Origin of the sequence: Pseudomonas sp. MS15a(2019), assembly GCF_013277805.1 — a bacterium.
GTDB classification, from domain to species: Bacteria; Pseudomonadota; Gammaproteobacteria; order Pseudomonadales; family Pseudomonadaceae; genus Chryseomonas; species Chryseomonas benzopyrenica.
Window position 1 is genome coordinate 76,363 of record NZ_VBTN01000007.1, and the last position, 25,870, is coordinate 102,232.

21 protein-coding genes are annotated in these 25,870 nt (G+C 66.0%); 14 read left to right on the forward strand and 7 right to left on the reverse strand.

The annotated features are described in order from the left end of the window. The first annotated feature begins 8 nt into the window (after positions 1-8). The 10 genes from FEZ61_RS10805 (at position 9) to garD (ending at position 14,056) form a co-directional block, all read left to right on the forward strand. Complete coding sequence (locus FEZ61_RS10805) at positions 9-1,112, forward strand: efflux RND transporter periplasmic adaptor subunit (RefSeq protein ID WP_143075251.1); 1,104 nt, start codon at positions 9-11, stop codon at positions 1,110-1,112. After that, positions 1,109-2,179 (forward strand): efflux RND transporter periplasmic adaptor subunit, encoded by a 1,071-nt coding sequence (locus tag FEZ61_RS10810; protein ID WP_017639332.1) that lies wholly within the window; start codon positions 1,109-1,111, stop codon positions 2,177-2,179. The genes FEZ61_RS10805 and FEZ61_RS10810 overlap by 4 nt, the downstream gene beginning before the upstream one ends. Further along, positions 2,176-5,226: an efflux RND transporter permease subunit gene (locus FEZ61_RS10815; RefSeq protein WP_064307759.1), complete on the forward strand. Its 3,051-nt coding sequence runs from the start codon at positions 2,176-2,178 to the stop codon at positions 5,224-5,226. Before FEZ61_RS10810 ends, FEZ61_RS10815 begins: the two co-directional genes overlap by 4 nt. Positions 5,227-5,458: 232 nt before the next feature. Beyond that, positions 5,459-6,400, forward strand: a complete 942-nt coding sequence (locus FEZ61_RS10820) for a LysR family transcriptional regulator (protein WP_201973600.1) — start codon at positions 5,459-5,461, stop codon at positions 6,398-6,400. A 119-nt stretch (positions 6,401-6,519) separates the two neighbouring features. Continuing rightward, positions 6,520-6,690, forward strand: a complete 171-nt coding sequence (locus tag FEZ61_RS10825; RefSeq protein WP_017639335.1) for a hypothetical protein — start codon at positions 6,520-6,522, stop codon at positions 6,688-6,690. A 120-nt stretch (positions 6,691-6,810) separates the two neighbouring features. Beyond that, positions 6,811-8,622 carry an aminopeptidase P family protein gene (locus FEZ61_RS10830; protein WP_068384610.1) on the forward strand — a complete coding sequence of 604 codons (1,812 nt, stop codon included), beginning with the start codon at positions 6,811-6,813 and terminating at the stop codon, positions 8,620-8,622. Further along, on the forward strand, positions 8,619-9,659 hold the full coding sequence (locus FEZ61_RS10835; RefSeq protein WP_068384612.1) for a low specificity L-threonine aldolase: 1,041 nt from the start codon (positions 8,619-8,621) through the stop codon (positions 9,657-9,659). The genes FEZ61_RS10830 and FEZ61_RS10835 overlap by 4 nt, the downstream gene beginning before the upstream one ends. 256 nt (positions 9,660-9,915) lie before the next feature. Further along, positions 9,916-10,953 carry a LacI family DNA-binding transcriptional regulator gene (locus tag FEZ61_RS10840; RefSeq protein WP_068384614.1) on the forward strand — a complete coding sequence of 346 codons (1,038 nt, stop codon included), beginning with the start codon at positions 9,916-9,918 and terminating at the stop codon, positions 10,951-10,953. A 166-nt stretch (positions 10,954-11,119) separates the two neighbouring features. Continuing rightward, the gene (locus tag FEZ61_RS10845; protein WP_173148602.1) at positions 11,120-12,478 is read left to right on the forward strand and encodes an MFS transporter; all 1,359 of its coding nucleotides are present in this window, start codon (positions 11,120-11,122) and stop codon (positions 12,476-12,478) included. Between the two features lie 21 nt (positions 12,479-12,499). After that, the gene (garD, locus tag FEZ61_RS10850) at positions 12,500-14,056 is read left to right on the forward strand and encodes a galactarate dehydratase (protein ID WP_173148603.1); all 1,557 of its coding nucleotides are present in this window, start codon (positions 12,500-12,502) and stop codon (positions 14,054-14,056) included. Between the two features lie 64 nt (positions 14,057-14,120). On the opposite strand, the gene FEZ61_RS10855 is transcribed toward garD, so the two are convergent. The 4 genes from FEZ61_RS10855 to rph all read right to left on the reverse strand — a co-directional run bounded on the left by FEZ61_RS10855 (position 14,121) and on the right by rph (position 18,778). Then, positions 14,121-16,025 carry an acyltransferase family protein gene (locus FEZ61_RS10855; protein WP_093253297.1) on the reverse strand — a complete coding sequence of 635 codons (1,905 nt, stop codon included), beginning with the start codon at positions 16,023-16,025 and terminating at the stop codon, positions 14,121-14,123. 46 nt (positions 16,026-16,071) lie between these two features. Further along, complete coding sequence (locus tag FEZ61_RS10860) at positions 16,072-17,379, reverse strand: membrane protein (RefSeq protein ID WP_026083655.1); 1,308 nt, start codon at positions 17,377-17,379, stop codon at positions 16,072-16,074. Between the two features lie 297 nt (positions 17,380-17,676). Continuing rightward, on the reverse strand, positions 17,677-18,039 hold the full coding sequence (locus FEZ61_RS10865) for a DUF4870 domain-containing protein (protein WP_017639343.1): 363 nt from the start codon (positions 18,037-18,039) through the stop codon (positions 17,677-17,679). Between the two features lie 16 nt (positions 18,040-18,055). Further along, a complete protein-coding gene (gene rph / locus FEZ61_RS10870) occupies positions 18,056-18,778 on the reverse strand; it encodes a ribonuclease PH (RefSeq protein ID WP_017639344.1) in 723 nt (240 codons plus the stop codon). Positions 18,779-18,950: 172 nt separating this feature from the next. On the opposite strand from rph, the gene FEZ61_RS10875 reads away from it, so the two are divergent. The 4 genes from FEZ61_RS10875 to FEZ61_RS10890 all read left to right on the forward strand — a co-directional run bounded on the left by FEZ61_RS10875 (position 18,951) and on the right by FEZ61_RS10890 (position 22,159). Then, positions 18,951-19,811, forward strand: coding sequence for a YicC/YloC family endoribonuclease (locus FEZ61_RS10875; protein ID WP_017639345.1), 861 nt, complete (start codon positions 18,951-18,953; stop codon positions 19,809-19,811). Between the two features lie 10 nt (positions 19,812-19,821). Continuing rightward, positions 19,822-20,442 (forward strand): guanylate kinase, encoded by a 621-nt coding sequence (gene gmk / locus FEZ61_RS10880; RefSeq protein ID WP_068384621.1) that lies wholly within the window; start codon positions 19,822-19,824, stop codon positions 20,440-20,442. Positions 20,443-21,046: 604 nt separating this feature from the next. Beyond that, the gene (locus FEZ61_RS10885) at positions 21,047-21,541 is read left to right on the forward strand and encodes a hypothetical protein (protein ID WP_173148604.1); all 495 of its coding nucleotides are present in this window, start codon (positions 21,047-21,049) and stop codon (positions 21,539-21,541) included. Between the two features lie 12 nt (positions 21,542-21,553). Continuing rightward, positions 21,554-22,159: a hypothetical protein gene (locus FEZ61_RS10890; RefSeq protein ID WP_173148605.1), complete on the forward strand. Its 606-nt coding sequence runs from the start codon at positions 21,554-21,556 to the stop codon at positions 22,157-22,159. A gap of 49 nt (positions 22,160-22,208) precedes the next feature. Here the strand turns inward: FEZ61_RS10890 and FEZ61_RS10895 are convergent, their stop codons facing one another. The 3 genes from FEZ61_RS10895 to pelG form a co-directional block, all read right to left on the reverse strand. Beyond that, complete coding sequence (locus FEZ61_RS10895) at positions 22,209-23,702, reverse strand: aldehyde dehydrogenase (protein WP_173148606.1); 1,494 nt, start codon at positions 23,700-23,702, stop codon at positions 22,209-22,211. Positions 23,703-23,805: 103 nt separating this feature from the next. Further along, positions 23,806-24,417: a hypothetical protein gene (locus FEZ61_RS10900; protein WP_173148608.1), complete on the reverse strand. Its 612-nt coding sequence runs from the start codon at positions 24,415-24,417 to the stop codon at positions 23,806-23,808. Between the two features lie 81 nt (positions 24,418-24,498). Next, positions 24,499-25,869 carry an exopolysaccharide Pel transporter PelG gene (gene pelG / locus FEZ61_RS10905; protein WP_027598138.1) on the reverse strand — a complete coding sequence of 457 codons (1,371 nt, stop codon included), beginning with the start codon at positions 25,867-25,869 and terminating at the stop codon, positions 24,499-24,501. Position 25,870 lies beyond the last annotated feature (1 nt).

Consider the following 25,870-nt stretch of genomic DNA (forward strand, 5'->3'; position numbering starts at 1 on the left):
GGATAATCATGAGGGCTCTCCGCCTTGCTCACCTCTGCCAGGTAACGGTCGCTCTGGCCCTGGTAACGTTGTTGCCAGGCTGTTCCCAGGAGCGACCGCCCACCGAGGAACCGGCGCGGGTGGTGGTGACGCAGCTGAGCCCGATAAAGGATGCCCAGCGCATTCCCTTCACCGGTGATATCCAAGCGCGGGTGCAGGCACCGCTCGGCTTCCGTGTGAGCGGCAAGATCAGCGAGCGGCTGGCGGACGTCGGGGATCGGGTACGCGAGGGCCAGATCCTCGCGCGGCTGGATCCCCAGGATCTGCGCAACAACCTGGCCGCCGCCCAGGCCCAGGTGGAGGCCCAGGAAGCCCGCGCCCGGCTGGCGCGGGTCGATTTCGAGCGCCAGGCCGCGCTCTTGCCCAAGGGCTATACCAGTCGCAGCCAGTACGACCAGGCCCAGGCCACCCTCGATGGCGCCCGCAGTGCGCTGCAAACCGCCGTAGCCCAGCGCGACGATGCGCGCAAGCAGCTGGGCTATACCGAGTTGCGCGCCAGCGCCGCTGGGGTGCTGACCGCCCGCCATGCCGAAGCCGGTCAGGTGGTGCAGGCCGGCGCGGCGATCTTCGACCTGGCGGTGAGCGGCGAACTCGATGCCGTCTTCGATCTCTACGAATCCTTGGCCCGCGAACTCCAGGTCGGCCAGCGGCTGCCCGTCGCCCTGCAGGCGCAACCGGCGATCGCGACCCAGGGCACCCTGCGCGAGATCGCCCCGACGGTGGCGAGCAGCGGCACGGTACGCATCAAGGTACAGCTGGACCGGCCACCCGCCGCCATGACCCTTGGCGCGGTGGTGAATGCGCAGCTGGAGGGCGTGGCCGAGCAGGGCTTCGCCCTGCCCTGGACGGCGCTGAACGGCACCACCGATCAGCCCGCCGCCTGGCGCCTGAACGAAGACGGCCGGGTCAGCCTGCAGCCACTGCGCATCGAGCGCTACACCCGCGACAGCATCATCGTCAGCGACGGCCTCAAGGCCGGCGACCGCATCGTGGTCGCCGGCGGCCAGGCCCTGAGTCCCGGCCAGAAGGTCGAGGTCGCCGAGCGCTCCGCCTTCAACGAGGTGCGCCCATGAAGCCCCTCCTGCCGCTCTGCCTGCTGCTGGTTCTCGCCGGCTGTTCCGACGACGAGGCGCCACCGCCGCCGATCCGGCCGGTAGCGACCCTGACCCTCAGCGCGCCGCAGCCCCAGCGTGAGGTGTTCGCCGGCAGCATCCAGGCGCGCTACGAGAGCGTGCTGGGCTTTCGCGTCGGTGGCCGCATGACCCGCCGCCTGCTGGACGTGGGTCAGCCGGTCCGCCGCGGCCAGTTGCTGGCCGCGCTGGACCCCACCGATCAGGACAATGCCCTACGCAGTCGCCAGGGCCAGAGCGCCGATGCCGACGCCCAGTGGCGCGATGCCCGCAACGATGCCCGGCGTCAGCAGCAGCTGTTCGACCAGGGCGTCGGCTCGCGCTCCCAGCTGGACCAGGCGCTGACCCGCCTGCATACCCTGGAGGCCGCCCGCGAACAGGCCCAGAGCGCCGAGCGGCAGGCCCGCGATCAGCGCAACTATGCCGAGCTCTACAGCGATTTCGACGGCGTGATCACCGCCTGGCAGGCCGAGGTCGGCCAGGTGGTGTCCGCCGGTCAGCCGGTGGTGCGGGTCGCCCGCCCGGACATCCGCGAGGCGGTGCTGGACCTGCCGGCCCAGGCCATCGGCCAGTTGACCCCAGGTCGTGTCCTGACCGTGCGCATGGCGCTGGATCCGAGCGTGGCGGTGCAGGGCCAGGTGCGCGAGATCGAGCCCCAGGCCGATGCCACCACCCGTACCCGGCGGGTGCGCCTGACCCTGGACGAGCCACCGGCCGCGTTGCGCATCGGCAGTCTGGTACAGGGCGAACTGGCGTCGCCACCGGCCGCGGGCCTGTCTCTGCCGGCCCAGGCGCTGCGGCGCCAGAACGGCCAGACCTCGGTCTGGGTGGTGGCAGGCCAGGGCGAGCAGGCGCAGGTGCGCCAGCGGCCGGTCGAGGTGCTGCGCGAGGCGGACGGCCTGGCATGGATCGGCAATGGTCTGAGCGCCGGTGAGCGGGTGGTGATAGCCGGGGTCAACAGTCTCGAGGAGGGACAGCGGGTGAAGGATCAGGAGGGCGCTCGGCCATGAAAGGCTTCAACCTGTCGGACTGGGCGCTGCGCCACCAATCCTTCGTCTGGTACCTGATGTTCGTCGCCCTGCTGATGGGCGTCTTCTCCTACATGAAGCTGGGCCGCGAGGAAGACCCGTCCTTCGCCATCAAGACCATGGTCATCCAGACCCGCTGGCCGGGGGCGACCACCGAGGAGACGCTGCGCCAGGTCACCGAGCGGGTGGAAAAGAAGCTCGAAGAACTGGATTCGCTGGACTACACCAAGAGCTTTACCCGGCCGGGCCAGTCCACGGTATTCGTCTATCTGCGTGACACCACGCCGGCCAAGGCGATTCCGGACATCTGGTACCAGGTGCGCAAGAAGGTCTCCGACATCCAGGGCGACTTCCCCCAGGGCATCCAGGGACCGGCCTTCAACGACGAATTCGGTGACGTCTTCGGCAGCATCTATGCCTTCACCGGCGACGGCTTCAGCATGCGCCAGCTGCGCGACCAGGTGGAGCAGGTGCGCCGCGAGATCCGTAGCGTGCCGGGCATCGGCAAGGTGCAACTGATCGGTGCGGAGAACGAGGTCATCTATCTGGACTTCTCCACCCGCAAGCTGGCCGCCCTGGGGCTGGATCAGCGCCAGGTGATGCAGAGTCTGCAGCAGCAGAACGCGGTGACGCCTTCGGGGACCATCGAATCCGGCGCCGAGCGCATCAGCGTGCGTACCAGTGGCGAATTCCGCTCCACCGCCGATCTGGCCGCGGTCAATCTGCGCATCGACGATCGCTTCTATCGCCTCACCGATCTGGCCGACATCCGCAGCGGGTATGCCGATCCGCCCAGTTCGCTGTTCCGCTACAAGGGCCAGCCGGCCATTGGCCTGGCCATCGCCATGAGCAGCGGTGGCAACATCCAGACCTTTGGCGCGGCCCTGACCGAAAAGATGCAGGAGCTGACCGGCGCCTTGCCGGTGGGCATCGGCGTGCACGTGGTCTCCAACCAGGCGCAGGTGGTGGAAAAGGCCGTCGGCGGCTTTACCCGGGCGCTGTTCGAGGCGGTCATCATCGTGCTGGTGGTGAGCTTCATCAGCCTCGGCGTGCGCGCCGGCCTGGTGGTGGCGTTGTCGATCCCCCTGACCCTGGCGCTGGTGTTCGTCTTCATGGAATACAGCGGCATCACCATGCAGCGGATTTCCCTCGGCGCCCTGATCATCGCCCTGGGCCTCTTGGTGGACGACGCCATGATCACCGTGGAGATGATGGTGACCAAGCGGGAGGAGGGCGAGTCGCTGCACCGCTCGGCGACCTTCGCCTACGAGTCCACCGCCTTTCCCATGCTCACCGGCACCCTGGTGACCGTGGCCGGTTTCGTGCCCATCGGCCTCAACTCCAGCAGCGCCGGCCAGTACACCTTTACCCTGTTCGCGGTGATCGCCGTGGCGCTGCTCTTGTCCTGGATCGTCGCGGTATTCTTTTCGCCGGTGATCGGCGTGCACATCCTGCCGAAGAAGGTGAAGCAGAAGGATCATGACCAGCCCGGTCGCCTGGCGCGCTGGTCCGACGGCCTGCTGCTGGGCGCCATGCGCCATCGCTGGCTGACCATCATCCTCACGGTGCTGCTGTTCGCCGCGGCGCTGTTCGCCATGAAGTTCGTGCAGAACCAGTTCTTCCCGTCTTCGGATCGGCCCGAGCTGCTGATCGACTTCAACCTGCCGCAGAACGCCTCCCTCGATGCCACCCGCGCGCAGATGGACAGGTTCGAAAAGACCCTGGCCGACGATCCGGACGTGGCCCACTGGAGTTCCTATGTCGGCCAGGGCGCGGTGCGCTTCTATCTGCCGCTGGACCAGCAGCTGGAGAATCCCTTCTATGGCCAGGTGATCCTGGTGGCCAAGGACCTGGAAGCCCGCAACCGGCTGCTGCCCAAGCTCAAACAGCGCCTGCGCCAGGACTTCGTCGGGCTGTCCGGCTACGTCCAGCCCCTGGAAATGGGCCCGCCGGTGGGGCGGCCGATCCAGTACCGCATCAGCGGCCCGGACGTCGCCGAGGTGCGTCGCCAGGCGCTGGCCCTGGCCAGCGTGCTGGGCAAGAGTCCGCAGCTGGGCGACTTCCTCTACGACTGGAACGAGCCGGCGCGGATGCTCAAGGTCGAGGTCAACCAGGACAAGGCGCGGCAGCTGGGTTTCTCTTCCCAGGACGTGGCGCAGATCCTCAATGGCGTGGTGACCGGCACCCCGGTGACCCAGGTGCGCGACGACATCTACCTGGTCAACGTGGTGGCGCGGGCCAGCGAGGCCGAGCGGCGCTCGGTGGAGACCCTGGAGAATCTGCAGATCATGACGCCCCAGGGCGTCGCGGTGCCGCTCAAGGCCTTCGCTCGCATCGACTACGCCCTGGAGCAGCCGCTGGTGTGGCGCCGTGACCGCCTGCCCACCATCACCCTCAAGGCGTCCATTCTCAGCGAGATCCAGGCACCGGACCTGGTCAAGCAGCTGCAGCCGGAGGTGGATGCCTTCATCGCCAAGCTGCCGCCGCGCTATCAGGTGGCGGTGGGCGGCACGGTGGAGGAGAGCAGCAAGGCCCAGGGCCCCATCGCCGAGGTGGTGCCGCTGATGCTGTTTCTCATGGCTACCTTCCTGATGATCCAGCTGCACAGCATCCGCAAGCTGTTCCTGGTGGCGAGCGTGGCGCCCCTGGGCTTGATCGGGGTGGTGCTGGGGCTGATCCCCTTCGGCCAGCCGCTGGGCTTCGTCGCCATCCTCGGGGTACTGGCGCTGATCGGCATCATCATCCGCAACTCGGTGATCCTGGTGACCCAGATTGACGCCTTCGAGCGTGACGGTCGCTCGCCCTGGGACGCCGTAGTGGAAGCCACCCGCCACCGTCGCCGGCCGATCCTGTTGACCGCCGCCGCGGCCAGCCTGGGCATGATTCCCATCGCCCGCGAGGTGTTCTGGGGACCCATGGCCTACGCCATGATCGGCGGTATCGTCGCGGCGACGCTGTTGACCCTGCTGTTCCTGCCGGCGCTCTATATCGCCAGCTACCGCATTCGCGAGCCGGAGCGGAAGGGCTGAGGCAGCGGGCCTGGCCCAAAAGCCGGGCAAAAAAAACGGCCTTCCGACCGAGGTCTCCAGAGGAGACGTCTGCCGGAAGGCCGCAAGGAGCTATCCAAGGAGCCACTGCCGGAGGGAAGGATTCGCGCGGTCAAAATGTCGAATCCACAGCAGCTCACCGCACCACTATCGGGCGTGTGACTTTTTCAATAAAGTGACAGCTTGACGAAACTCCATTGCGAAAAAGGCAATAATGGATATTTTCCAAGGCATGCGCATCTTCGTCCGGGTGGTGGATCTGGGCAGTCTCACGGCTGCCGCCCACACCCTCGCCCTGTCCACCGCCCAGGTGTCGCGCCTGCTGGCGGAACTGGAAAGCCACCTGCAGACCCGTCTGTTGCACCGCACCACCCGGCGGCTCGCACTGACCGAGGCGGGCGAGCGCTATCTCGAACGCTGCCGGCGCATCCTGCAGGATGTCGGCGAGGCCGAAGCCGAAGCCAGCGGTGCCCATCTCAAGCCCCATGGCCATCTGCGCCTGCATTCCATGACCGGCCTGGGCACCCAGCTGCTGGCGCCATTGGTGTCGCGCTTCTGCGCCCGCTATCCCCACGTAGAGATCGTCATGACGCTCTCGCAGAACCATCCGGCGCTGCTGGAGGATGGGCATGACATCGCCATCACCCTGGACACCGAGCTGGCCGATTCGGATTTCGTCGCCCAGCGTCTCGGTGGCGTCTATAGCGTGGTCTGCGCGGCGCCCAGCTACCTGGCGCTGCGTCCGGCGCCCAAGGTACCGGCCGATCTCGCCGAGCACGACTGCCTGCGGCTGCTGGATCCCAACTTCTCCGAGCGTTGGGTCTTCGCTGGTGAAGACGGCGAGCAGCAGGTCGCGCCGCGCTACGTCTTCCAGGTCAACGTCGCCGAGGCCCTGGCCAGCGTGGCGCGGCAGGGCATGGGCATCTGCCTGCTACCCAGTTACATCGCGGTCAACTACCTGCGCGATGGCAGTCTGGTACGGCTACTGCCCAACTTCCGCCTACGCGAGCGCACCATCCATGCGCTCTATCCCTCGCGGCGCTTTCTCGACGCCAAGATCAAGACCTGGATCGACTTCCTCAAGGAAGAACTTCCCGAGCGCCTGCAGGTAGAAAATCTAGTGTTGGAAGACCAACGCTACTGGGCCAAAGACTAAGCCATGGCTTGTTGCAGGTTTTGTAATAGTGAATTAGTTAGCATGCTATTTATTAGGCTGCATTCATTACCTAGAATGGTCCCGTACCCCGATGAACACGACCTTTTTAGGAGTTCGCTATGAAACGTTCTCTGTCCGCCCTGTTGCTGACCCTTGCCACCCTGACTGCCGCCCAATTCGCTGCTGCCGACGACAATCCCAGCCTGAGATACAAGCTGGTCGATCAGAATCATGCCGCCATGCAGCACTACGGGGATCAGGCTGCTCCCGCCGCCAACCTGCGTCGCTGAGCCACTCAGTTTTCGAAAGACCACCCCTCTTTGCTCCTTTGGTCTTTCTCCGCCGCACCCTTTGGGTGCGGCTTTTTTATATCTGCGGCACACTGAGCTTCTGACCTTGTCGAGGTGCTCATGACCGCCACCCCCGCTCAACGACTCGCCCACCTGCGCGCCTTCCTGGCCGAGCAGGGCGCCGATGCCTGCCTGATCCCCAGCGCCGATCCCCACCTGTCCGAGTACCTGCCCGAACACTGGCAGGGGCGGGCCTGGCTATCCGGTTTCACCGGCTCCGCCGGGCTGCTGCTGGTGACCCGCCAGGCCGCCGGCGTCTGGACCGACAGTCGCTACTGGGAGCAGGCCACCCAGGAGCTGGCGGGCAGCGGCATCGACCTGATGAAGCAGGTCGCCAGCCAGCCCCAGGCCCACCTGCAGTGGCTGGCCGACCAGGTGCCCGAAGGTGGCACGGTGCTGGTGGACGGCCAGGTGCTGTCCCTGGGCTCCGCCGCCGCCCTTCGCCGGGCACTGGAGCCCAAGGGCATCCAGTTGCGTACCGACCTCGATCCCCTGGCGGCGATCTGGAGCGATCGCCCCGCGTTACCGGCCGCGCCGCTCTATGCCCATGCCGCGCCCCATGCGCCCCAGCCGCGCAGCGCCAAGCTCGCCCAGGTGCGCCAGGCGCTGGCGGAGGCAAAGGCCGACTGGCATTTCATCTCTTCGCTGGACGACATCGCCTGGCTGCTCAACCTGCGTGGCGCCGACGTGCCCTACAACCCGGTGTTCCTCGCCCATCTGCTGCTGGGTAGGGACAGCTGCCAGCTGTTCATCGACCCGGCCAAGGTGCCAGCGGAGATCCGCGCGGCCCTGGCAGCGGATGGCGTGGCGCTGGCCGACTACGCCCAGGCCGCCACCGAGCTGGGCCTGCTGCCAGCGGACAGCACCCTGCTGGTGGACCCGGCGCGGGTCACCCTGGGCCTCGCCGAGGCCGCACCGACGAGCGTCAAGCGCCTGGAACAGATCAATCCCTCGACCCTGCTCAAGGCCTGCAAGACCGCTGAGGAAGTGGCCCAGGTACGCACCGCCATGGAGGAGGACGGTGCGGCCCTGTGTGTCTTCTTCGCCCGTTTCGAGGCCGCCCTGGCCCGCGGCGAGCGCCTCACCGAGCTGACCGTGGACGACTGGCTGAGCGAAGCCCGCGCTGCCCGGCCCCACTTCGTCTCCCTGAGCTTCGCCACCATCGCCGGCTTCAACGCTGGTGGCGCCCTGCCGCACTATCGGGCCACCGAAGAAGCCCATGCCGAACTCCAGGGTGACGGCCTGCTGCTGATCGACAGCGGCGGCCAGTACCTGGGCGGCACCACCGATATCACCCGGGTGGTGCCCATCGGCACCCCCAGCGCCGCCCAGAAGCGCGACTTCACCCTGGTGCTCAAGGGCATGCTGGCGCTGTCGCGGGCGCGCTTTCCGGCCGGGGTCGCCGCGCCCATGCTCGACGCCCTGGCGCGCGAGCCGATCTGGGCCGCCGGCATCGACTACGGCCATGGCACCGGCCACGGCGTGGGCTACTTCCTCAATGTGCACGAGGGACCGCAGTCGATTTCCTTCTATGCCACGGTCACCCCGCACCATGTCCTGCGCGAGGGCATGATCACCTCCAACGAACCGGGCATCTATCGTCCCGGCCAGTGGGGCGTGCGGCTGGAGAACCTGCTCCTGTGCACCCGCGCCGAGACCACCGAATTCGGCGACTTCCTGGCCTTCGAGACCCTGACCCTCTGTCCGCTGGATACCCGCTGCCTGGATCTTGCCTTGTTGCGCGCCGACGAGCTGGACTGGCTGGATGGCTATCACGCCGAGGTCCGCCGCCGCGTGCTGCCGCTAGTGGAAGGCGCCGCCCGTGACTGGCTGCTGGCCCGTACCGAACCCGTCGCGAGGACTGACGCATGAGCAGCAACGCCCAGCAATTCGCCAGTGACAACTATTCCGGCATCTGCCCGGAGGCCTGGGCGGCCATGGCGGCGGCCAACGTCGGTCACGAGACCGCCTATGGCAACGACACCTGGACGGCGCGCGCCGCCGATCGCTTCCGCCAGCTGTTCGAGACCGATTGCGAGGTGTTCTTCGCCTTCAACGGCACCGCGGCCAACTCCCTGGCCCTGGCGGCGCTGTGCCAGAGCTACCACAGCGTGATCTGCTCCGACACCGCCCACGTCGAGACCGACGAATGCGGGGCGCCGGAATTCTTTTCCAACGGCTCCAAGCTGCTGCTGGCACCGGCCCACCAGGGCAAGCTGACCCCGGGTGCCATTCAGCAGATCGCCACCAAGCGCGCCGATATCCACTTTCCCAAGCCGCGCGCGGTGACCGTCACCCAGGCCACCGAGGTGGGCACCCTCTATGGCCTCAACGAACTGCAGGCCATCAGCGCCACCTGCCGCGACCTCGGCCTGCACCTGCACATGGACGGCTCGCGCTTTTCCAACGCCGTGGCCGGCCTGGGCTGCACCCCGGCCGAGGTGACCTGGAAGGCTGGCGTCGACGTGCTCTGCTTTGGCGGCACCAAGAGCGGCATGGCGGTGGGGGAGGCCATCCTCTTCTTCAACCGCGAGCTGGCCGAAGACTTCGAGTACCGCTGCAAGCAGGCCGGCCAGCTGGCCTCGAAGATGAGATTCCTCTCCGCGCCCTGGCTGGGCGTGCTGGAAAACGACACCTGGCTGCGCCACGCCCGCCACGCCAACGCCATGGCCCAGCTGCTGGCCGGGCGAGTGCGCGACGTGCCCGGGGTGGACTTCATGTTCCCGGTGGAAGCCAACTCGGTGTTCCTGCAGCTGTCCGAGCCAGCGCTGGAATTCCTGCGCGGCCGTGGCTGGCGCTTCTACACCTTCATCGGCAGCGGGGGTGCGCGTTTCATGTGCTCCTGGGACACCGAAGAGGCTCGCGTGCTGGAGCTGGCGGCGGATATTCGTACGGCGATGGGGGGTTAGGTTGTACCGCCATGGCGAGGCGGCCGCTGCTGACGCGTACTCGATTCTGTAGGAGCGGCCCATGGCCGCGATCAAACCTGGCATAGGGTGTATCGCGGCCATGGGCCGCTCCTACGGGATTCGCTGCTTTCTCATCCATCGGTACCCATTCCCATACGGAAAACGCTGCGTGGTTTTCCACGCTACGGTGTTCGCCGGGGACGCCGCCCCCACCAACCGTTACCATGGCCAACCTCTCCATCATCCCTGGCGATCCATGGCCAAGAAGTCCAGCAAAGTCCTCACTGCCGCTGTCAATCCCGCTGCCCCCACGCTCATCGACGTGGCCCGGGTCGCCGGGGTGTCGCCGATCACCGTCTCGCGGGCGCTGAATCGACCGGAGATCGTCAGCGAGGCGGCGCGGGAGAAGGTGCTGGCAGCCGTGCGGGTTACCGGCTACGTACCCAATCTGCTGGCCGGTGGCCTGGCCTCCAATCGCAGTCGCCTGGTGGCGCTGTTCGTGCCGACCATCGTCCACTCCATCTTCGCCGAGACCGTTCAGGCGTTGATGGCGCGGTTGTCCCAGGCGGGCTACCAGACCTTGCTGGGCCTAACCGGCTACAGCGCCGAACAGGAAGAGCAACTCTTGGCCGCGGTGCTGGGGCGCAAACCCGATGGCATCGTGCTCACCGGTACCCTGCACACCGCGGCCAGTCGCCAGCGCCTGGCCCAGGCCGGCATCCCGGTGGTGGAGTCCTGGGACCTGGGCGAAGACCCGCTGGACATGCAGGTGGGCTTCTCCCATGAAGCGGTTGGCCGGGCCCAGGCCGAGCACCTGCACGCCCGCGGTTATCGGCGCTTCGCCGTGGTCTCGGTGGACGACCCCCGCGCCTTGCGCCGCTGCCGCAGTCTGGTCGCCCGGCTGGCCGAGTTGGGCTTGGCGGAACCGCCGCTGGAAATCCTGCCGGCGCCAGCCTTGGTGGAATCCGGGCGGGCGGGGTTGCGCCAGTTGCTGGCCCGCGACGAGGGCTTCGACGTGGTGGTCTGCAGCTCCGACACCGTCGCCCAGGGGGTGATGGCGGAAGCCGCGAGTCGCGGGCTGCGCCTGCCCGAGGATCTGGCGGTGCTGGGTTTCGGCAATCTCTCCAGCGCTGCCCAGATGCACCCGGCACTGTCGTCGGTGAGTGTCGAGGGTGATCGCATGGGCACCCTGGCGGCAGAGGCGCTGCTGCAACGGTTCAACCAGGGCGAGCGGGCCCGGGACGCCGTGCGCATCGATACCGGCTTCCACATCATCGACCGCGCCACGACCTGACCACCGGCGTCGAAGTCGTTAGACGTCATACTTGTATGGTTGCGCAATCATGGCTTAGTCTTGGACAAACGCCGGGGCTGAGTCAGGTTGTCGCATCAAGGTATGATTGCGCAATCATCCAGCAGTCCGCGCCTTCAATAAAAACAATCACGCAAGAGGGATCCCCATGGATGCCACAAGACCCACCCGGGTGCGTTACCTGATCCTGTTGATGCTGTTCGTGGTGACCACCATCAACTATGCCGATCGCGCCACCATCGCCATCGCCGGCTCCAGCCTGCAGAAAGACCTCGGCATCAGCGCCGTCACCCTCGGCTATATCTTCTCCGCCTTCGGCTGGGCCTATGTGGCCGGGCAGATTCCCGGCGGCTGGCTGCTGGATCGCTTCGGTTCGAAGAAGGTCTATGCCGGCAGCATCTTCTTCTGGTCGTTGTTCACCCTGCTGCAGGGCCTGGTCGGCGGCCTGCCGGTGGCCTGGGCGGTGACCACCCTGTTCATGCTGAGATTCCTGGTCGGCCCGGCCGAGGCGCCGTCCTTCCCGGGCAATGCACGCATCGTCGCCGCCTGGTTCCCTACCGCCGAACGCGGCACCGCCTCGGCGATCTTCAACTCGGCGCAGTATTTCGCCACCGCGCTGTTCGCGCCGATCATGGGTGGCATCGTCTTCCACTTCGGCTGGGAACACGTCTTCGTCATCATGGGCGCCCTGGGCATCCTCTTCTCCGGGGTCTGGCTGAAGTACATCCACAACCCCAAGGAGCATCCGCGCATCAATGCCGCGGAGCTGGCGCACATCCGCGACAACGGCGGCCTGGTGGACATGGACAACGGCGCCCGCCAGCAGGGCGGCGGTCCCAAGTGGCACTACATCCCCCAGCTGCTGACCAACCGCATGATGCTTGGCGTCTACCTCGGCCAGTACTGCATCAATGCCATCACCTATTTCTTCCTGACCTGGTTCCCGGTGTACCTGGTGCAGGAGCGCGGCATGACCATCCTCAAGGCCGGCTTCATCGCCTCGCTGCCGGCGATCTGCGGCTTCATCGGCGGGGTGCTCGGCGGGGTGATCTCCGACTACCTACTACGCCGCGGTCACTCCCTGACCTTCGCTCGCAAGCTGCCCATCGTCTGTGGCCTGCTGCTCTCCACCAGCATGATCTTCTGCAACTACGTCGATGCCGACTGGATGGTGGTGGGCTTCATGACCCTGGCCTTCTTCGGTAAGGGCATCGGTGCCCTGGGTTGGGCGGTGGTGGCCGACACCTCGCCCAAGCAGATCGCCGGGCTGTCCGGCGGCCTGTTCAACACCTTCGGCAACCTGGCCTCCATCACCACCCCCATCGTCATCGGCTACATCATCGCCGCCACCGGTTCCTTCAAGTGGGCGCTGGTCTACGTCGGCGCCAATGCCCTGGTGGCGGTGTTCAGCTACCTGTTCATCGTCGGTCGCATCCAGCGCGTCGAGCTGCGTACCGCCGACGGCGAGATCCTGGGCGCGACCCAGCCTGACCCGGTCCGGGCCTGAGCCCCGGCAGAGGATAAGAAAATGCACCTGATCGATCACCGTGATTCGCCGCGTTACATCAAGCTCCACCCCCAGGACAACGTCGGGGTGGTGGTCAACGAACCCGGCGTGGCCGCCGGCACCGCCTTCGCCGACGGCCTGACCACCGTCGAGGCCATTCCCCAGAGCCACAAGGTCTCCCTGGTGGACCTCAGGCAAGGCGCCGAGGTGGTGCGCTATGGCGAGGTCATCGGCTACGCCCTGCAGGACATCCCGGCCGGCAGCTGGATCACCGAAGCCCTGCTGCGCATGCCGGAGCCGCCCGCCTTGGACAACCTGCCCAAGGCCACCGCACCCGGCCAGATCGGCGAACCCCTGGACGGCTATACCTTCGAGGGCTTCCGTAATCCGGACGGCAGCGTCGGTACCCGCAACATCCTGGCGGTGACCACCACCGTGCAGTGCGTGGTGGGGGTGCTGGATCACTGCGTGGAGCGGGTGCGCAAGGAGATCCTGCCGCGCTATCCCCATGTCGACGACGTGGTGCCGCTGTCCCACAGCTATGGCTGCGGCGTGGCCATCAATGCCCCGGATGCGGTGATCCCGATCCGCACCCTGCACAACATCAGCCGCAATCCCAACTTCGGCGGCCAGGCGCTGGTCATCGGCCTGGGCTGCGAGAAGCTGCAGGCCAGTCAGCTGATGCCGGGCGACGACCTCACCGCTGGGCAGAACGAAGAGGACTGGCTGTTTCGCCTGCAGGATTCGGCCAACGGCTTCGCCGGCATGGTCGAGCAGATCATGGGTCTGATCGAGGCGCGTCTGGAGGTGCTCGATCAGCGCCGCCGCGAGACGGTGCCGGCTTCCGAGCTGGTGGTGGGCATGCAGTGCGGCGGCAGCGATGCCTTCTCCGGCATCACCGCCAACCCGGCCCTGGGCGTGGCCGCCGATCTGCTGGTGCGGGCCGGCGCCACGGTGATGTTCTCCGAGAACACCGAGGTGCGCGACGGCATCCACCTGCTGACCCCGCGCGCCGCCACCCCCGAGGTGGCCGATGCGCTGATCCGCGAGATGGACTGGTACGACCGCTATCTGGAGCGGGGCATGGCTGATCGCAGCGCCAATACCACCCCTGGCAACAAGAAGGGCGGCCTGAACAACATCGTCGAAAAGGCCATGGGGTCGATCGCCAAGTCGGGTACCAGCCCCATCGCCGGGGTCATCGCTCCGGGCGAGAAGATCAGAGGCAAGGGCCTGTATTTCGCCGCCACCCCGGCCAGCGACTTCATCTGCGGCACCCTGCAGTTGGCGGCCGGCATGAATCTGCACATCTTCACCACCGGCCGCGGCACCCCCTATGGCCTGTCCATGGTGCCGGTGATCAAGGTCTCGACCCGCACCCAGCTGGCCGAGCGCTGGCCGGATCTGATCGATATTGATGCCGGGCGCGTGGTGAGTGGGCGGTTGTCGCTGGAGGAGATGGGCTGGGAGATCTTCCAGTGCTACCTGGACGTGGCCAGCGGTCGCCGCCAGACCTGGGCGGAGCGCCATCGCCTGCACAACGACCTGGCGCTGTTCAATCCCGCTCCGGTGACCTGAGCCACAGGGCAATAAAAAAGGGCCGATCCCCCTGGGATCGGCCCTTTTTCGTGGAGCCTGGAAACTAGCGCTGGGCGGTGGCCGGCGTCAGTTGCAGGCTCGGCAGCAGATAGTGACCGACGATGAACAGTGAGCCCTTGTCGCTCAGGTGGCCATCGTCGATCTGCAGCAGGGTACGGCCATCCGCGGCCCGTACCCGGCAGGCATCCTCGACGCAGAGGTGTTGCACCAGGGAGATGTACTCCAGCCCCGCCGGGAGCTTGGCCTGGCGCATGGCCTGGTCGGTGGCGAGGACATGGCGATCCAGGGCGGAGTCGGCGATGTGGTCATCGGTGGAGCCCCAATGGCGGATGGCGATGACGCTGGGCAGTGATGGACTCCACTGGGGAACGGGGCCGAGCAGCACGATGCGCTTGACGCCATAGCTGTGCAGGCGCTCGGTGATGGCCTTCCAGTCGGTCTTTTCATGATCGGCCTTCTGTGCCATGACCACCACGTCCGGGCGCAGGCGCTGGATGGCTTCCAGGGCGGTGCGATTGGAGTAGTTGCAGGTCACCCGCGTCTCGGTCTGCCGACCCAGGTCGTCGGTAAGGCGTGGTTTGCAGCTCGCCGAGGCCACCTGGTAGTAGGGCAGGCCGGCCGGCAGCAGGCTGCGCAAGCCAAAGGACAGCGCCTGGGCATGGGAGTCGCCCCAGACGAAGAGGCCGCCCTTGCCCTGGGCATGGGTGCAGCTGGGGTCGATGGCGTCCTGATGACGCTGGGTAAAGGCCGAATAGGCGTCGCACTTGAGCCAGTAGAGATCGTGGAGATTCTTCTGGCGATCCAGGTACTCCTGCACGAATTGCGCGCGATCCGACTGGCTGATGCTGCGCAGTGGGGTGATGGCACCGTCGGTGGCGTTCACCGCGCCCGCACTGAGGAACAGGGTGGCGAGCAGGCCGGTGCCGGTGGCCAGGGCCGCACCGCTCTGGCCCTTCCGGCGCGAGGCGCGGGTTTCTACCAGGGTATAGGAGGCCCAGCCCAGCGCGAAGGAGGCGGCGATGCCCAGCAGCAGGTGCGGCGTCTGGTCGAGCAGGCCGGCATAGCTCATGAACACCACCACCGGCCAGTGCCAGAGGTAGAGCGAATAGGAGAGGGTGCCGGTCCATTGAGAGAAGCCGTTGCCGGTGACCAGCGAATCCTGGCGTGCGGCCAGGATGATGGCGGCGGTGCCGAGCACCGGGATCAGCGCCAAGTAGCCTGGCCAGACATCGCCTTCGGCGAGCGTCAGGAAACCCACCGCCAGGGCGATCAGCCCCGCGCCTTCCAGCAGCCGGCGCGAGCGGGCGGCGAGCTGCAGCGGGAAGAGATAGGCGGCGCCGCCCACCATCAGCTCCCAGGCGCGGGTCGGCAGCAGATAGAAGGCCGCTTCCGGCCAAAGCAGCGAGGCAGTGACGGCGAAGGCGAAGCCGACCGCGGTGGCGAGCAGGATCAGCACCCGCAGGGTCTTGAGCGATACCAGCTTGGACAGCAGCACCAGCACCAGCGGATAGATCAGGTAGAACTGCCATTCCACCGACAGCGACCAGGTGTGCAGCAGCCACTTCTCATGGGCGGCCGCGGTGAAGTAGCCGGCTTCCTTCCAGTAGACCAGGTTGGAGACGAAGCCCAGGCTGCTCGCCACGTGCTTGCCCAGTTCGCCATAGGCGTTGGGCAGCAGGAAGAACCAGCCGGCGATCAGCAGTACGGCGCAGAGCACCGCCAGCGCCGGCACGATGCGGCGGACGCGGGACAGATAGAAGGCGGACAGGCGGAAGCGCTGCTGTTCGAGGGCGCGAAAGATGATCCCGGTGATCAGGAAGCCGGAGATGACGAAGAAGACGTCGACCCCGGCGAAACCGCCCGGTAGCCAGTCGGCATTGAAATGGAAGAGGACGACGGCGATCACGGCGATCGCGCGCAGCCCATTGATGTCTTTCCTGAAGTCCATGAGCGGCATCCGGGCGGCAAGGGGAAGGCGGGAGAGGGGCGTCGGGCTAGGCGTGGGGGGCCAGGGTTTCCGGTGCCGGGCGGACCAGGTGCAGGCCGGGATCGGTCTTGGGCTTGAGCAGCAGATAGCCCAGGGTGATACCGATGAAGAGGTTAGCCACGCCGATCTCGAAGAGGTCGGTGGTCCAGCCGATCAGGCAGAGGCAGAAGGCGATGGCCAGCAGGGTGTGGCTTTCGCGATCGCGGCTCAGGTGCAGGCGGATGAACAGCGGCAGTTGCAGGCAGTAGAGGGCGATGCCGACCACGCCGAACACGCACCAGAGATAGACCACGCTGCTGTCGCAGTTGACCATCAGGTCCATGCCCGGCACGGGAAAGGCGGCCATGGTGCTGCCGAACATGCCGAAGCCGGCGCCGGTCAGGGTCCAGCCGGGCTCGCTCATGACCTCCACGACGTTGGGCCAGGTGTTGACCAGACGGTCGTAGAAGGAGGCCAGGCCGCTGTCGCTGGTGACCACGTGGGGATCGAAGTCGCGGATCAGGCTGAGGATCGGCAGCAGCAGGCCACCGACCACGCCGAGCAGCAGCAGCAGGTAGGTGGACCACTGGAAGCGACGGCCCAGCATCAGCACCAGGGTGAAGGCGAAGGCGGCGGCGGGGGCCTTGCTGGTGGTCAGCAGGATGCCGAAGAGACCGGTCAGGGCCATCAGCAGCCAGAGCGTGTAGGAGCGCGCGAAGTAGGAGAGATAGAGGCAGTAGACGGCGATCAGGGCGGCCAGCACGTTGGACACGCGGGCGAAGCCGGCGATCCGGTCGGCCTCGCCCGCCATCCAGTTGGTGTTGCCGGCGATGTCGTTGCCACCCAGGGTGTAGCTGTAGCCCTTCCAGGGGACCGAGGTGTACTTGTCCAGCAGGATGCCGATGAGCGAGGCGATCAGCAGGCCCAGGACCACCCGGCCGAGCAGGCGCCGCTGTTCCAGCAACTCACGGCCGCAGAGCAGGCCGAACAGCAGCGGGCTGTAGACGAACAGCGAGAAGAAGACGTTGTTGATACTGGCGCCGTGCAGCAGGGCCAGGGCCGCATAGGCCGGGATGCTGAGCAGGGCCACCCAGAGGATGCGCGGCAGCTTGGCGGTGGCCAGTTGCAGGGCGAAGAGCGCCAGGCAGGCGATCTTGGGGAGGTAGATCAGCGCCGAGGCGCCGGCCATGTCGAGGTAATAGCGCAGGGCGCCGGAAAAGGTCTCGACGAACAGCAGCGAGATGGCGGTCCAGACCGCGAGGGTCGAGTAGCGCCAGGACAAAGCCTGCTGGAACGCCGATTGCGGGGGGGCGACTACGGCCGACATGATCATCATCCCTGTGTTGATGCCGAAACAGCCGGCCATGGGTGGCCCGCTGCGCTGACGTGAAAAGCGCGAAAGGGGTAACCAGCAGAGGGTTCGCCACCTTGGCGTGGTCCCTGGGCTGGATGAGGTCTGCCAGCGAAAGGCAGGCACGCTACCGCCCATGGCGGTCAGAAACGGCCACGGACGACAGGTAAAGAAAGCAAGACGCGGGGGATGATAGCGGAGGGCTTCCGGCGCCTGTCAAACGACGACAGACCGACCGGAAATCCTCAACGCGGATATCAGAAGCAGGCCACAAAAAGCCCGTTAATTAACCATCCGCCAGGTCAGGGGATAGCGGTAGTCGCGGCCCTGGTTGGCCTTGATACCAGCGATCACCGTCAGCACGAAGGCCACGCAGGCCACCAGCAGCATCAGCGGAAAGCCGATCAGCACCCACACCAGCAGCCAGCAGATCATGTGCAGCAGGGTGACGGTGAGCTGGAAGTTCAGCGCCTCCTTGCCCTGGCGGTCGATGAAGGGATCGTCCTCGCGCTTGAACTGCCAGACCACCAGCGGACCTATGACGTTACCGATGAAGGGCACCACGAAGCCCAGGAAGGCGGCGTAGTGGCAGAGCATGGCCCAGCGCCGGGCTTCGGCGCTGGGGGCGGGGACGAGATCGTGCATGGCTTGACCCTTTTCGTTACTCGCCGCGCAGGGCGGCTTGCTGGAGCTCGAACAGGTCGCGCAGACCGCCCTGGGCCAGTTCGAGCATGGCGTTGAGTTCGGCCGGCTGGAAGGGCGCGCCCTCGGCGGTGCCCTGAACTTCGATGAAACCGCCGGCATCGGTCATGATCACGTTGAGATCGGTCTCGGCGGCGGAGTCTTCCAGGTAGTCCAGGTCGAGCACCGGGGTGCCCTGGTAGATGCCCACGGAGATGGCGGCCACCATCTGCTTGAGCGGATTGCCCTTGAGGTTGCCGCGGCGCTTGAGCGCGCCCAGGGCATCGACCAGGGCCACGCAGGCGCCGGTCACCGAGGCGGTGCGGGTGCCGCCATCGGCCTGGATGACGTCGCAGTCGATGTAGATGGTGTTCTCGCCCAGCTTGGACAGGTCCACGGCGGCGCGCAGCGAACGACCGATCAGCCGCTGGATTTCCAGGGTGCGACCACCCTGCTTGCCCTTGGCGGCTTCACGCTGATTCCGCTCGCCGGTGGCGCGGGGCAGCATGCCGTATTCGGCGGTGAGCCAGCCCTGGCCCTTGCCCTTGAGAAAGCGCGGCACCCCGGCCTCGACGCTGGCGGTGCAGATCACCTTGGTATCGCCGAATTCCACCAGAACCGAACCCTCGGCGTGCTTGGTGTACTGACGGGTGATGCGGATGGGGCGCAGCTGATCGGCGGCGCGGCCACTGGGACGCTTCATTGCGGGCTTCCTGTAAGGCATGGGTATCAGGTCCATAGTATAGAGAGCGTCCGGCTCATGCGACACGGATGCATTGGGTCGCTCCGATCAGGTGCGCTAGAATCGTGCGTTTTACATGCGTGGGCGCTCTGGATCGCCCCAGATCCACGCATCGTCAGACGAGGATCCTGCCATGGTGCACAGCATGACGGCGTTCGCCCGGGTCGAGCGGCCGGGGCCCCAGGGCACCCTGAGCTGGGAGCTGCGCTCGGTCAATCACCGCTACCTGGAGCCGCACCTGCGGCTGCCGGAGACCTTTCGCGAGCTCGAATCCGGTGTGCGCGAGGCGCTGCGCCGGCGGTTGTCGCGGGGCAAGGTGGAGTGCGTTTTGCGCGAGGCGCGCGACGAAGACGCGGTCCTGCGCGTAGACGCCCGCCGGGCCGCGCAACTGGTGGCGGCCGCTGAAGATGTCGCGGCGCTGATCGCCCGGCCGGCCAAGCTCGATCCCCTGGCCGTGCTGGCCTGGCCGGGGGTGCTGGCAGGCGCCGAGGTGGATGACGCCGAACTCGGGGCCCAGACCCTGGCGCTGTTCGAGGCGGCCCTGGATGAATTGCTCGAAGGCCGGCAGCGCGAGGGACGCGAACTGGCGCGCCTGATCGAGGAGCGGCTGGTCCAGGTGCTGGCGGAGGTGACGACGCTCAGGACGCTGCTGCCCGAGCTGCTGGCCCTGCAGCGCCGGCGTATCCTCGAGCGCTGCGCCGAGGCAGGCGTCGAATTCGAACCGGCACGGCTGGAGCAGGAACTGGTGCTGCTGGCGCAAAAGAGCGACGTGGCCGAGGAGCTGGATCGCCTGGAGACCCATGTGGCCGAGGTGCGGCGGGTCCTGGCGGGCAGTGGCGCGGCTGGTCGGCGGCTGGATTTCCTCATGCAGGAACTCAATCGCGAGGCCAACACCCTGGGCTCCAAGGCCATCGACGCCCGCGCCTCCCAGGCGGCCATCAATCTCAAGGTGCTCATCGAACAGATGCGTGAGCAAGTGCAGAACATCGAATAGGCGAACCTCCATGACAGCCCTTCCCGGCACCCTCTATATCGTTTCCGCGCCCTCCGGCGCCGGCAAGACCAGCCTAGTCAAGGCCCTGCTGGACGCTCTGCCCGACATCCGCGTGTCGGTCTCCCATACCACCCGTGCCATGCGCCCGGGTGAAGCCGACGGCGTGAACTACCACTTCGTCGATTGCGCGACCTTTACCAACCTGCTCGAGCACGGCGATTTCCTCGAACACGCCGAGGTGTTCGGCAACTATTACGGCACCTCCCAGGCCGCCCTGGAGCGTGACCTCGCCGAGGGTCACGACCTGATCCTGGAGATCGACTGGCAGGGCGCCCAGCAGGTCCGTCGCAAGCTGCCCCACGCCCAGTCGATCTTCATCCTGCCGCCCAGCCAGGCGGCGCTGCGCCAACGCCTGGACAATCGCGGCCAGGACAGCGCCGAGATCATCGAGCGGCGCATGCGCGAGGCGGTCAGCGAGATGAGCCACTATGTCGAGTACGACTACCTGATCATCAACGATGACTTCGCCAGTGCCTTGGAAGACCTCAAGTCGATCTTCCGCACCCGCCAGCTGCGCCTGGATCGCCAGCAGCGTCGGCATGACGACCTGCTGGTGGATCTGCTGGGTTGACACCTGCCCGCCGGCCCACGCCGTCAGTGCGTGGGCCCATCTGCCTCCAGGCGGCATCTCCGGTCACCTATTCGGAGAGCTGCCAGAGGGCTTCGAAATATCTTATTACATTTTTTGTGTGGTCTTGGATCAGGCTGCTAGCCTCTGTCGATGTTTTGACAGTCGCGTTATTTATCTGATCTTATACAAAAAATAATGACTGCTATTTGGCGATTGCCGATCTTGTTTTCCTGTAGTAACTCTTTTTATATAAGTATTTAAAACCGGTATACCAGCGGCTTGCTATGCGCGCTGAGTCTTGTCTGGCTGGATTAAAGTCGTTGCTATTTGTTAAAAGAATATTCGGCTAGTCTTTTCCTGAACGACTGTCGAAATGGCTAGTTAGCCAATAACTGGCACTTCGCTATCAAAGTCGTTGCCGCTGGATGATCGCTGGCTGTTTGAGGCCTGTTAGTAGGGCAATTATCGGAGTCACTTCCGGTAAGTGGCTTCCTGCTGCCTGTCCTTTCTGCCAGAGCCTCGTGGCTGAAGGCTGCGCGAGCTCGTTCGGCATTTTTATAGGGCTTTCATTTGTTGCATGACTGGCGTAATAGGAGCGTTCGACATGAAGTTGAAACCTATGGCTGCACTGATTTTAGTCACTTTCCTAGGTGCCACTGCCCAGGCTGCAGAGTCTTTGAACAAGGGCCCTTACCTGCGACTGAAGGTGCTGGGTAATACCGGTTTCGTCCTCAACAGATTGAAGGCGGAAGATACCAGGATAGTCAGTGAGGGCGAATATGATTATCTGGTGGTCGGGCCCAATGTTCAGGTCGATGACAACATCAAGAAAGAGATCAACAACACCCTGAGTCAGGGTGGGCGAGTGATCTTCGACAATCAACCCGGTCAGCACCTCGCCAGTGAGAACGCTGCCCTGGCGCTCGGTATGACCGTCGACGCAGACGCCCTGGTGGTGCGCAAACCCGACAACGCGACGGGCCTGCTGCTGACTCCCGTCGATCGTCCGCAGCAAGCCGATTCCCTGTCTGAGAGCAAGGTACAGAGCAACAAACAGGATCAGCAGAGCAACACCATCGAAAACGTCTTTGGACTTTGAGGGACTGAAGCCATGAACACCTTCATCAAATCCACCATAGGCGGGGCGTTCGGCTTCATGCTTTCGACCGGTCTGGTACAGGCCGGCGAATGCTTCACCGACCACAGCGAGCCGGCCATCCTGGGCGATGGCTCGCGCGCCTTCGCCACCCAGCAGGCAGCCAAGACCTGGCAGGACTGGATCTGGCGCGGGCCGGTCTTCCTGTGTTCGAGCACCGGGACCATCGACTGCACCTATGCCTGGGGCGAAACCAAGACATCCAGCTACGGCTGGTCGGTGGGGGTCAAGATCAATCCGGAGAAGCTGCCCTTCGTCGGCAAATACCTGAGCATCCTCGGTGTCGATGGCAGCTACAAGCAGGACCGCTCGCTCAGTACCTCCTTCACCTGGAGCGTACGGGTGCAGCCGGGGTACCGGGTGCAACCCGTTCAGGTGATTGAGCGGCGCTGGAAAAGTGGCCAGTTCCGCGGCGCTTGGGTACAGACTGAATATTGCTCCACCGGCATCGGCAATCGGCCCGGACCACACTGGTACGAGTGGGATTCCAGACGCGTGATCAGCAGCTGGAGTGGCAATATCGAGGTGGGCAAATTCGCCACCTACCACGTCTACCGGTAAACCCCACGTCGGGACCCAGCCGGGTCATGGCGACCCGGCTGGCCAGGGATCAGAGCTTGATCCAGGTCGCCTTGAGCTCGGTGTACTTGTCGAAGGCGTGCAGGGACTTGTCGCGACCGTTGCCGGACTGCTTGAAGCCGCCGAAGGGCGCGGTCATGTCGCCGCCGTCGTACTGGTTGACCCAGACGCTGCCGGCGCGCAGGGCGCGGGCGGTCTTGTGGGCCTTGGAGATGTCGCGGGTCCAGACCGCGGCGGCCAGGCCGTATTGGGTGTCGTTGGCGATCTGCACGGCTTCTTCGGCGGTGTCGAAGGTGATCACCGAAAGCACCGGGCCGAAGATCTCTTCGCGAGCGATTTTCATGGCGTTGCTCACGCCGTCGAAGATGGTCGGCTCGACATAGACGCCGCCGGTCTCTTCCAGGGTGCGCTTGCCACCGGCCACCAAGGTGGCGCCTTCGGCATGGCCGGTTTCGATGTAGCGCAGTACGGTTTCCAGCTGGGTGGTGTCCACCAGGGCGCCGACGTTGGTGTCCGGGTCCAGGGCATGGCCGGGCTTCCAGCCCTTGAGGGCCTCGATCACCAGCGGCAGGAACTCTTCCTTGATGGAGCGCTCCACCAGCAGGCGCGAGCCGGCGGTGCAGACCTCGCCCTGGTTGAAGGCGATGCCGCTGGCGGCGGCCGCGGCGGCGTCCTTGAGGTCGGGGGCATCGGCGAAGACGATGTTGGGGCTCTTGCCACCGGCCTCCAGCCAGACCCGCTTCATGTTGGATTCGCCGGAATAGGCCAGCAGTTGCTTGGCGACCCGGGTGGAGCCGGTGAAGACGATGGTGTCGACGTCCGCGTGCAGGCCCAGGGCCTTGCCGACCTGGTGGCCGTAGCCCGGCAACACGTTGAACACCCCGGCCGGGATGCCGGCCTGCTGCGCCAGCTGGGCGACGCGGATGGCGGTCAGCGGCGATTTCTCCGAGGGCTTGAGCACCACCGAGTTGCCGGTGGCCAGCGCCGGGCCGAGTTTCCAGCAGGCCATCATCAGCGGGAAGTTCCAGGGCACCACGGCGGCGACCACGCCCACGGCTTCGCGGGTGACCAGACCGAGCTGATCGTGGGGGGTGGGAGCGACCTCGTCGTAGAGCTTGTCGATGGCCTCGGCGCTCCAGCGAATGGCATTGGCCGAGGCGGGCACGTCGATAGTGAAGGCGTCGGCGATGGGCTTGCCCATGTCCAGGGTTTCCAGCAGCGCCAGCTCTTCGGCATTGGCCAGCAGCAGGTCGGCGAAGCGGATCAGCACCCGCTTGCGCTGGGCCGGCGCCAGGTGCGCCCAGGTGCCTTTCTGGAAGGCGGCGCGGGCGGCGGCCACGGCCAGGTCGGCATCGGCGGCGTCACAGCGGGCGACCTTAGCGAGGAAGCGTCCGTCCACCGGACTCAGGCAATCGAAGGTGGCGCCGGCGGCGGCATCGACATAGGCGCCGTCGATGAAGGCGCGACCTTCCAGGGTGAGACCTTGGAAGCGCTGCTCCCACTCGGCGCGGCTGGGCAAGCTCATGGGTGACTCCTCGCGGTTGGCGGTGAGCAGCCACCCTAAACCGGCCCGGGAGGGTTATCAATATATTTGACAGTCGGCCGCCAAAGGCGCCGAAACGTGCGTTTTATCGAACGCTACGCTGGCGTTGCCGACTCAAGGTCAGGGCCGGCCGCGCCGTGGCCAGGGCGCCGCGCCGTTGCCGTGGCTGAAAGCACTGCTGGGTGAGCGGCGCCGCGACACTGGCGTCCAGGTCGTCGAGCCAGCCGTCCACGGCGTCTTCCAGGGCGGCGACGGTGAGCTGCCCCAGCACCTGATGGGCGATGAGATTGCCCAGGCTGGGCGCGGCCGGTTCGCGGGCGGCACCCCACCAGGCGGCGAGGCGCTCCTGGAGGCCTTCGAGCAGGCGATGGAGGCGGTAGGCCGCGGCCAGCAGCGCCAGGCTGGCGGACGGCGCCTGGGCCAGGGCCGCCGGGGCGAAACCGGCCAGGGCGCGTTCCAGCACTCCGGCCAGGGGCGCCTCGAAGGCCACCGCCCGCGCCTGCAGCAGCAGGGCTTCCAGGGCGTCGGGCACCTTGTCGACATAGGCGCTGGCGAAGCGCTCCAGGGCCGGACCGCGAGTGACATCGGCGCTGGCAGTGCGCGCCGCCTGGTCGGCGAAGGTACGGCTGGCCTCGCCACTGTCCCGAGCGCGCACCTGGGTGGTCTGGATCACGAGGCGCAAGGCGGCGGTATTCATGGCAGGGTCCTGCAGGGGTGAGCTGTGTTGGACGTCTGCAGCAGGAGCGGGTCACACCGTTCGTCCGGTGCCAGCGGCACCTCAGTGCCGGAGCATGAAGGTGTCGTATTCCAGGTCGTCCAGCACCCGGTCCAGGCGGTGCAGGCCGAGCAGCACGCAGCAGGCCAGGGAGACGGTGAAGCCGTAGCCGAAGAAGCTCGGGCCCAGCTCGATGCTGAGCAGGGTCAGTGCCAGGTTGAGGCCGAGAAACAGGGTGCAGAGCATCAGCACGGTGTCGCGCCGGTCCAGGTAGAAAAAGACGTTGAGCAGCGCCATGAACACCACCTGGATGCTCACCCCCACCACGTCGATGTAGAACAGCGGCAGGTAGTAGTGCGACATGCCGAGCCAGGCCAGCAACTGCGGCGCCAGCAGGAACACCAGCACCAGGGTCAGACCCTGCACCTTGCAGATCTCCAGCAGGCCCTGGCGGATGGCCAGGATCATCTGTTCCTTGAGCTGGCTGATGTGCTGCAGGGTCTCGCCGCCGCGCACGGCGTTGAACACCCGCTCGTACCACTCGGCGAAGTCGGTCTCGATGCGCACCAGGAACACCGCCATGCCGGGGATGATGGCGAGGTAGGCGAGAAAGATCGGCAGGTCGTAGAGGATGGAGGCGCGCAGCGGGCCGATGACGGCATCGGAGGTCAGCGGATTGAACCAGAAGACGAATTTGTCGACCCAGATGCCCAGGTTGTAGAACAGCCCGGTGACCAGCAGGCTTATGAAGATCTGCTTGCGGTCGAGGAAGTCGAAGGCCACCAGGCGATCAGCCGGGTACTCGCGGATGATGTCGTAGAGAAACATGAACAGCAGCGCGGCGTGACCCAGCAGCAGGGCCATCAGCAGGCCGTCCATGCCCAGGAAGCGCAGCACGAAGGCGGCGGCGATCATGATGGCGTAGCCCAGGGTCATCACCACCAGGATGCGGTTGTAGGCCTTCATCCCGGACAGGAAGATGATCACCAGCCAGAGATCGCAGAGGGTGACGAAGTTGGCCAGCACCAGCAGCCGGTAGGCGAAGGGCTGGTCGAACAGGGTGGCCAGCAGCAGGAAGCCCAGGCCGCCGGCGACCAGGGTCACCAGCAGCAGGATGCCCACCAGATTGGGCAGGATGCTGGTCTGCTTTTCCTCGAACAGCCGATCCGAGACGAAGCGGGTGAAATACAGCTGCAGGCCGCCGGTGAGGATCAGCGAACTGGCCATGAGGTAGGTCACCGTGACCAGGAACTGGCGGATCAGCACGCTGGGGGTGACGATGCCGGTGGCCAGCACGCCGATCAGCATGACGCTGATGATCGATAGCACCCAGGGGCCGGAGCTGATCAGGCCGGCATAGACATAGGCGCGCAGGGTGGCGGTGTAGGAGTCGCGCGCGAGGATCTTGCGCAGTTCGAAGCCGATGCCGGCCATG